This is a genomic window from Sphingomonas sp., assembly GCF_019242355.1.
In the GTDB taxonomy this organism is placed as follows: domain Bacteria; phylum Pseudomonadota; class Alphaproteobacteria; order Sphingomonadales; family Sphingomonadaceae; genus Sphingomicrobium.
Genome location: NZ_JAFAVR010000236.1, coordinates 1 through 7,533, shown reverse-complemented (window position 1 = coordinate 7,533; position 7,533 = coordinate 1). Strand labels below are relative to the sequence as shown.

The 7,533-nt window shown below is 67.9% G+C and carries 6 protein-coding genes and 1 pseudogene; 1 reads left to right on the top strand and 6 read right to left on the bottom strand.

Annotated features, from left to right (window positions below):
- The 3 genes and pseudogenes from JOZ79_RS11590 to JOZ79_RS11580 all read right to left on the bottom strand — a co-directional run.
- Positions 1-484 (bottom strand): annotated as a pseudogene (locus tag JOZ79_RS11590) (PAS domain-containing sensor histidine kinase); the annotation flags it as partial.
- On the bottom strand, positions 484-1,524 hold the full coding sequence (locus tag JOZ79_RS11585; RefSeq protein ID WP_294074285.1) for a DUF2336 domain-containing protein: 1,041 nt from the start codon (positions 1,522-1,524) through the stop codon (positions 484-486). The pseudogene JOZ79_RS11590 and the gene JOZ79_RS11585, both read right to left, overlap by 1 nt.
- A 24-nt stretch (positions 1,525-1,548) precedes the next feature.
- Positions 1,549-2,742 (bottom strand): NTP transferase domain-containing protein, encoded by a 1,194-nt coding sequence (locus tag JOZ79_RS11580; RefSeq protein ID WP_294074283.1) that lies wholly within the window; start codon positions 2,740-2,742, stop codon positions 1,549-1,551.
- Between the two features lie 92 nt (positions 2,743-2,834).
- Between JOZ79_RS11580 and JOZ79_RS11575 the strand changes: the two genes are divergently transcribed.
- Positions 2,835-5,138 carry a hypothetical protein gene (locus tag JOZ79_RS11575; protein ID WP_294074281.1) on the top strand — a complete coding sequence of 768 codons (2,304 nt, stop codon included), beginning with the start codon at positions 2,835-2,837 and terminating at the stop codon, positions 5,136-5,138.
- Here the strand turns inward: JOZ79_RS11575 and JOZ79_RS11570 are convergent.
- From JOZ79_RS11570 to JOZ79_RS11560, 3 genes are all read right to left on the bottom strand, one after another.
- On the bottom strand, positions 5,135-5,401 hold the full coding sequence (locus tag JOZ79_RS11570) for a DUF1467 family protein (protein ID WP_294074279.1): 267 nt from the start codon (positions 5,399-5,401) through the stop codon (positions 5,135-5,137). The two genes, JOZ79_RS11575 and JOZ79_RS11570, sit on opposite strands and share 4 nt — an antisense overlap.
- 12 nt (positions 5,402-5,413) lie before the next feature.
- Positions 5,414-7,051: a ribonuclease J gene (locus JOZ79_RS11565; RefSeq protein ID WP_294074277.1), complete on the bottom strand. Its 1,638-nt coding sequence runs from the start codon at positions 7,049-7,051 to the stop codon at positions 5,414-5,416.
- Positions 7,048-7,533, bottom strand: a 486-nt coding sequence (locus JOZ79_RS11560; RefSeq protein ID WP_294074275.1) for a type III pantothenate kinase, incomplete at its 5' end; no start/stop codon positions are given. The genes JOZ79_RS11560 and JOZ79_RS11565, both read right to left, overlap by 4 nt.

Below are 7,533 nucleotides of genomic sequence, written 5' to 3'. Positions count from 1 at the left end.
CCAGGCGAAGGATGCGCGTCAGCGGCTGGCCGGCCGATTCCGCGAGATCGACGCGAAGATAGTCAGCCAGGTCGTTGGACATGGAGATCAGCCGAAGCTCCTCGTCGGCGGACCATTCGTTGCGCTCGCCAGCGGCATCCGCGTCGGTTGCGCCGCCGAGCAGGCTGGTGAGCCGGGGAGCAGCGGCTGGGCGGCCCGACCAGTTCTCGAGCGACAGCAAAATGTCCTGACCTTCGGGCGTGGCCCGCACCGAGACGTCGATGTCCTCATCCGAAGCGGCGACCACCGCCGGGCGCGTCACTGCGATCCCGAGCTTGCGGGCGAGCTCGGCGATGGCGACGAGCTGCGGCAGGGCCAGCGCGCGGCCAAGGCTCGAGCCGGCCTCGCGCTGCAGCTGGGCGAGCTGCGGGTCGGCGCTGACAAGGCGCCCGGATGCGTCGATTCGCCCGGTCACGGCGGGAGGATCGGTGGCCATGGTCGCCATCAGATATCCTCGATCGCGGCAACGGCGCGGCGATACTGCGGATGGGTGGTCAGCCACGCGCGGGCATCCTCGACCTCGTCCTTTCCGAGGCGATCGAACAAGGCGATCGCCCGACCCGGGTCGCCGATCCCCAGCAGGTCGCCGATGCCCGCGAGCAGGCCGGCCGCCGACTGACGCGCCATGCCGCCCATCCGCATGACCGCCATCGTCCGGCGCGCATCGCCCGACATCAGCTCGTCGAATGCAATGCCGCCCCGAACATCGGCGCGGCGGGCCAGGGCATGGGCAACGAAGATCATCTCGCCTTCGAGGCCGGCGCTGACGATCAGCTCATCGGTCAGCGCCTCCTCTTCGTCGAGCAACCGGACCAGCGTCGCCGACAGCGCTTCGATGCTGCTCGACGGGTCCTGCCGCGTGAGGATATCCCGCGCCGCCTCGGCGAGCATCTGATCGGCGTCCCCGGGGCGACTGGCTTTCGCAAGCTCCGGCCGAAGTGCGGCCGCAACGGCGTGGACGAGCGCGGTTGCATCGTCGACCGGCAGGTCGTCGAAATGAAGCAGGCACTGGCCGAAGCGATCGCGGCGCCGGCCCCGGGCGATGATCAGCGACATTGCGGCTGCTGCGACGGCGCCGTCGGAATGGCTGACCAGCCCTTGGAGCGCCCGTGCCTCGCGGCGTCCGCTGCGTGACTTGGCGGCGGTCGAGATGCGTTCCTCGTCGGCGCGGCGCAGGAGCAGGCGGACCAGCCAGGTGCGATCGAGCAGCGATGCATCCGACAGGCGCTGGATCAGCGACAGGTTGCTGCCGTCATTGGCCGGTACGGTGACCGGCAGCGCAGCACGAATCTCGTCGATGACGTCGCTTACCAGGCAGTGGAGCATGGCGGTCATCAGCGCCCGCTCCTGCTCGGTCAGGCGCTCACCGGGATCAAGGAAGAAATCCTCCCGGACCGTGCGGAGCCGATCGCGCCCGCGCGACCGCGACTGCCCCCGCGGCTGGTCGGTTTCGCCAGCTAAGATCGGCCATTCTTCAGGCATCATCGGATGCCGTTTATCGTTTGCGGGTTAACTTGTGGTCAACCGCTCCATCGCCCGGCGTACGTGCTGTACCAAAAAGAAACTGCCGCCTGCATAAGCCAGCGCCGCAAGGAGATAACTGGTCCAGGCGCCGGCAAGTGCGAACGGTATCGCAAGGAAGATCGCGTTCCGCCTGGAAAACAACCAGATTTCGGAATCGCGCCCCGCTGGTTGACCCTCCAGCCGGCCCGCTTCCGCGAAGGCGGCCGCGGCAAGCGCGGTTACGAGAGCGCCCCACCCCGTGTTGTGACGCAACTCCCAAAGGCCGATCGCCGCAAGCGCCATCCCGGCGGCGGGCCATAGCAGACGCTGGGTCCAGGGACTGGACGGAAGCGGCCGTAGCCGCAGAATCGCGAGGCGCCGGGCAATGAGATCGAGCGGCGCGGACAGGCAGAGAAGCACGAGACCTGCCCCGAGCCAGCCCCGCGTGAAGGTGATCGCGGCACCGACCGTGAGCAGTAACGCACCCCAGAGCAGCCAGGACGGCCGGACCGCGCTGTCCATCAGGTGGGCTGTGGCAAGCTCCTCGACCGGCGCGAGGATGAAGCGGCTTGCCCAGTCGTCTCGCGGCTGGCGGGACGCGGCGACGAGGTGGCTCCCGAACGCCTGGAGCTGGCCAGGCGTCTCGACCAGCAGCGGTTCCAGCTCGCCTTCGACGAAAACGCGGCGGGCGCCCTCCTGGACGGCCCGGCGCAACAGGGTCGACTGGAGATCCCAGTCGCCGAGGATGGCGGCGGTCGCGGCAAGCATCTGACCGCTTGCGATCGCGACTCCGGCCCAACGCGACTGGCCGTCGATGCGTTCGTTCTGCTCGTGCCCTTCATCGTCTGGAACGATGGCGATCACCGGCTCTCCATCCTCGGCGAGGTCGAGAAGCAATTGGGCGGGCGGCGCGACTCCGTCGGCCATGAGGAGGATCGACGAACCCGCTTCGAAGCGGCTTGCGGCCTCTGCGACGTCGCTGACCGGGAACACGCCGTAACCGTCATGGCGCAGCCGTTCGAATGCGTCCTGGAGCGCTTGCGGAACTCGCTCGACCATGACGACGATTGGCGCGGCGCCCGCCGCCGACGCGCAGCGCACCTGATATTCGAGCAAGGTCCGCCCGGCGAGCGGAAGCAAGGCGCGCAAGCCGCCGGAGTCGTCCTCGATATAGGCGCCGAGAAGCGCGCCTAGAGCCATGTCCCTCCCCTTCGGCGAGCCGGCGTCCCAGCCGGCGACAGCCCCTTCTCTAATCGCTTTCGTCGACCGGCAAAGATGGTAAACTGCAATCCATGATCCCAAGCCCGCAACGCTCCGACCCGCTTGCACCGCAGGTGGAAGAGGCCCAACCCCTTGATCTGACCGGCGATGCCGTTGCGCTGGAGCCCGCGTTCGATACCGAACAGTGGGCGGAAAGCCGGGCGGAGGAGCGCGGTTCCGGTGGACGCCAGGTGCTCGGTATCGCCCTTGTCGTCCTCGGCGCTTTGTGGCTCGCATATACGGCATGGTCGGCGGGACGGTCGCTGGGCGGCCAGCCTCTGTCTTCGCCGGCTATCGCGCAATGGGTCGCGGTCGGTGCAGGACCGCTGGCGTTGCTCGGCCTTGTCTGGCTGATGTTCGGCCGGACCCGGCGCAAGGAAGCCGAACGGTTTACGCGGTCGGTGGTGACGATGCGCGCCGAGGCCCGGTCCCTCGACGCGCTGCTTGCAGTCCTGTCGCGGCGCATCGACGATAGCCGGTCTGAAATGAGCATGATCGCTCAGCACCTGATGCAGCTCGGCGACCAGACGACCGACCGGCTGGCCGGGATCACGCAGCAACTCGATGCGAGCATCCAGCGCCTCGCGACTCATGGGCGAGCGCTGGACGTGGCCGCGGAATCGGCGCGGACCGACATTGCCGTCCTGCTCGAGGACCTCCCGCGAGCCGAGAGTTCGGCCCGCGGAGTGTCGCAGCAACTGCGCGCGATCGGCAGCGATTCGGCAAGCATGACCGGATCGTTCAGCGAACAGGTCGCGATCCTCGCGGAGCGCACGCGCGAGGCGGCCATCAGCACGGACCAGGCGACGCAGCGCCTGACCGACCATCTCACCAATATCGAGACTGCGGGCGTGTCGGCGACTGAGCGCCTGAACCAGGCCGAAGCAAGTTTCTCGGGAGCGCTCGACGGACTGCTCGATCGGACGACCGAGACGCTCGACACCGTCCGCGCCGGGATCGATGCGCAGTCGTCGGCGATCAGCGCCCTGGTCGAACAGGCCTCGGCCGGCATCGGCCGGGCGGGCGCCGAGGCGGCGGACGCGCTCGCCGGCAACCTCGACCGGGCGAATGGCTCACTGGAGGGACTGTCGAGCCGGGTCGCCGAGCAGGAACGCGCGTCGCAGCGGATGATCGCCGAGATCGACCGGGGCCTCGCCTTGATCGACGAGCGCTTCTCCGAGCTTGCCTCGCAGGGCGACGAGCGCGCCAACCGGTTCCTCGAATCGCTGACCAGGGCTCGGGCCGAGCTCGACCAGATGAGCGCGCAGGCCGGCAACCAGGACAGCGCAATCGGCGCGATCTTCGAGCGTACGTCGGCGCTCCGCGAAAGCATCGACCGGCTTTGCGAGGACGTTCGCGACCGCGTTGGCCTGGCGATCGGCGAAGCGCAGGGGAGCACTGACCGGCTGATCGCAACGGCGGCGTCGGCTCGGCCCGAGATCGGCTGGATCCGCGATGCTGCGGTCGAAGCGAGCGACCGCATCGGCGATACGGCGAGCCAGATCGGCGAGCAGCAGGATCGCTTCACGCAACTGCTCGCAAGCCTTGATGACGGGGTCGGCAGCGCAACCTTCAAGATCGGCGAGCTCAGCGCCGCGATCGCCGGCGCGAAGGACGAGGCGGCCAGTCTCAGTGCCGAGACCGGCCCCGCGCTGGTCGCTGCACTGGTCCAGGTCAAGGACGCGGCGTCGCACGCCGCGGACCGGGCGCGGGAAGCGATCGAGGCGATCATCCCGGAGAGCGCCGGCAAGCTGTCGCAGGCTTCGCGCGACGCTCTCGAGCAGGTCATCCGCGACAGCATCGAGGAGCGGCTGCGCGAGGTCGAGACCGTTGCCGAGCGCGCGGTCGAATCGGCGCGCACCGCCTCCGACCGGCTGACCCAGCAGGTGCTCAGCCTCGGTCAGAGCGCGGCAGCGCTCGAGCAGCACATCGAGCGGACCAGCAAGGACCAGCGCGAGAAAGATAGCGAAGCGTTCGCGCGGCGCGTGTCGCTGCTGATGGATTCGATGAATTCGGCCGCGATCGACGTTGGCAAGATCCTGTCCGACGAGATCGACGAGCGGGCCTGGGATTCGTACCTCAAGGGCAATCGCGGCGTGTTTACACGTCGCGCCGTGCGCCTGCTCGGCGGCGGCGAGAGCCGGGCGATCCGCGCCCATTACGAGGCCGAGCCCGAGTTCCAGCAGTCAGTGAACCGCTATGTCCACGATTTCGAGGCGATGCTCCGTCGCGTTCTCGCGGAGCGTGACGGCGGGATCATGGCCGTGACCCTCATGTCGTCGGACATGGGCAAGCTCTATGCGGCGCTCGCCCAGGCGCTGGAACGGCGGCGCTAGAGCCGGCGATAGATGTCGAGGTCGTCGGCGGTGATCCAGCCCAGCGACCAGTTCAGATAATATAGCCCGAACAGCAGCGCCGCGACGATCGCCGACTTGATGAGGTGGCGCCTGAGGTCGAACCGATGCGGCGCGCTGTCCGCCTGGCCGCGTACCTTCGGCGTACCGGCCTCTTCGTCCGTCTTCACTCCGAATGGAAGCAGGACGAAAGCGGTCGCGCTGATGAACAGGAAATAGATGGCGATGATCGAGGTCAGCTTCATCCGGCCCACCTCTCAACGCACAGCGAGCAGGGTCACGTCCACGAGTGGCTTCTTGCCAGTCCACAAGGTCGCGCAGCGGCGCACGGCGAGGCGGACGGCCTCGCGCGTGCGGGCTTCGTCGCCGCCGGGGCTGTAGGCGCGGGTGGCGGCGTCGGTCGCGTCGGCGACAAAGTCCTCCCGGTCCTCCTCGACGGGAACTCCGAACGGGCGCACCAGCGGCGGCCCGGCAAGCTGGCCTTCGCGGTCGACGGCGACTGCGACCGTGATGAGGCCGCTGTAGCCGATGCGGCGGCGCTCGTTGATGGTCGCGCCATCGGCGGGAAGGATCACATCGCCGTCGAGAACGAGCTGGCCGACGCGGGCCTCGTCGACCTTCTTCGGTTCGCCGGGCGCAAGGCGAATGACGTCCCCGTCCTCCTGGACGATCGACTTCGGGACGCCGTGGGACAGCGCAAGGCGGGCATGCTCGCGAAGGTGGCGGGCCTCGCCGTGAACCGGGACGACGATCTCGGGGCGCACCCATTCGTACATCTGGACCAGCTCGGGACGTCCCGGGTGGCCGGAGACGTGGACGTGCGCCTGGCGTTCGGTGACGATCGTCACGCCAAGGTCGGATAGCTGGTTCATGATCCGGCCGATCGCTGTCTCGTTGCCGGGGATGACGCGCGAGGAGAAGATCACCGTGTCGCCCTCGCCGAGTTTGAGATCGTGGGTGCCGCCGGCGATGCGGCCCAGAGCGGCGCGCGGCTCTCCCTGCCCGCCGGTGGCGACGATCAGAACTTCAGTCTTGGGCAGACGCATTGCTTCGTCGAAGCTGATCGGAGGCGGAAAATCGATCAGGTAGCCGGTCGACTGGGCGACGCGCAGGATGCGGTCGAGCGAGCGGCCGGCGATGCACACCTGCCGTCCCGTCTCACGGGCGACCCTGCCGATCGTCTGGAGCCGGGCTGCGTTGGACGCGAAAGTCGTTACGAGGACGCGCCCCTTCGCCTCTGCCGCCTGGGCGAGAAGGCCGGCGTGGACGCTGTCCTCCGACCCGGACGGCTTGTCCTGGAAGACGTTGGTCGAATCGCAGACCAGAGCGAGGATGCCATCATCGCCGATCTCTCGAAGCACCTCGGTGCTCGGCGCCTCGCCGATCACTGGCGTCTCGTCGATCTTCCAGTCGCCCGTGTGGAAGACGTTGCCGAACGGCGTTTCGATGAGCAGGCCGTTTCCTTCCGGAATGGAGTGCGACAGGGCCACGAAGGTGATGCGAAACGGACCGAGCTCGATGGTGCCGCCGCGTTCGACGGGGTTGAGCTTGACGTGCCCGGCCAGCCCCTCCTCCTCGAGCTTGCCGGCGATGAGGCCTGCGGTGAACGGTGTGGCGTAGAGCGGCGCCTTGAGCTCTTCCGCGAGATAGGGAAGCGCGCCGATATGATCCTCATGCCCGTGGGTCAGGACGATCCCGGCGAGCCGGTTCTGTTGAGTCTCGATGAACTCGAGCTCGGGAAGGATCAACTCCACACCCGGGTAGCTTGGATCCGCGAAGGTGAGCCCCAGGTCGACCATGATCCAACGGCCGCGGCAACCGTAGAGATTGACGTTCATGCCGATCTCGCCGGAACCGCCAAGCGCGCAGAAGATGAGCTCCTCGCCGGGAATCATGCGCTGCCCCTCGTTGCGATGGCGTGGAGCAGGCTGAGCCCCTGGATCGTGAGGTCAGGCTCGATCGCGTCGAACGCTTCGGTGTGCTTGTCGAACAGGCTCGCGAGACCGCCGGTCGCGATAACGGACGCGGGGCGCGCGAGCTCCGTCTTGATGCGCTGCGTCAGACCCTCGATCATCGCGACATACCCCCAGTAGATGCCGATGCTCATCTGGCTCTGGGTGGTTCGACCGATCACCGAAAGATCGCCGGTCGGCGCCTCGATCGCGATGCGCGGGAGCTTTGCAGCGGCGTTGACCAGAGCATCGAGCGACAGGTTGATGCCGGGAGCGATGATGCCGCCCTTATAGGCGCCCGACGCATCGACGACGTCGAAGGTGGTTGCGGTGCCAAAGTCGATGACGATCAGATCGCCAGCGTGCCGCGCATGAGCGGCGATAGCGTTGAGCGCTCGGTCCGCGCCGACATTCTGCGGCTCGTC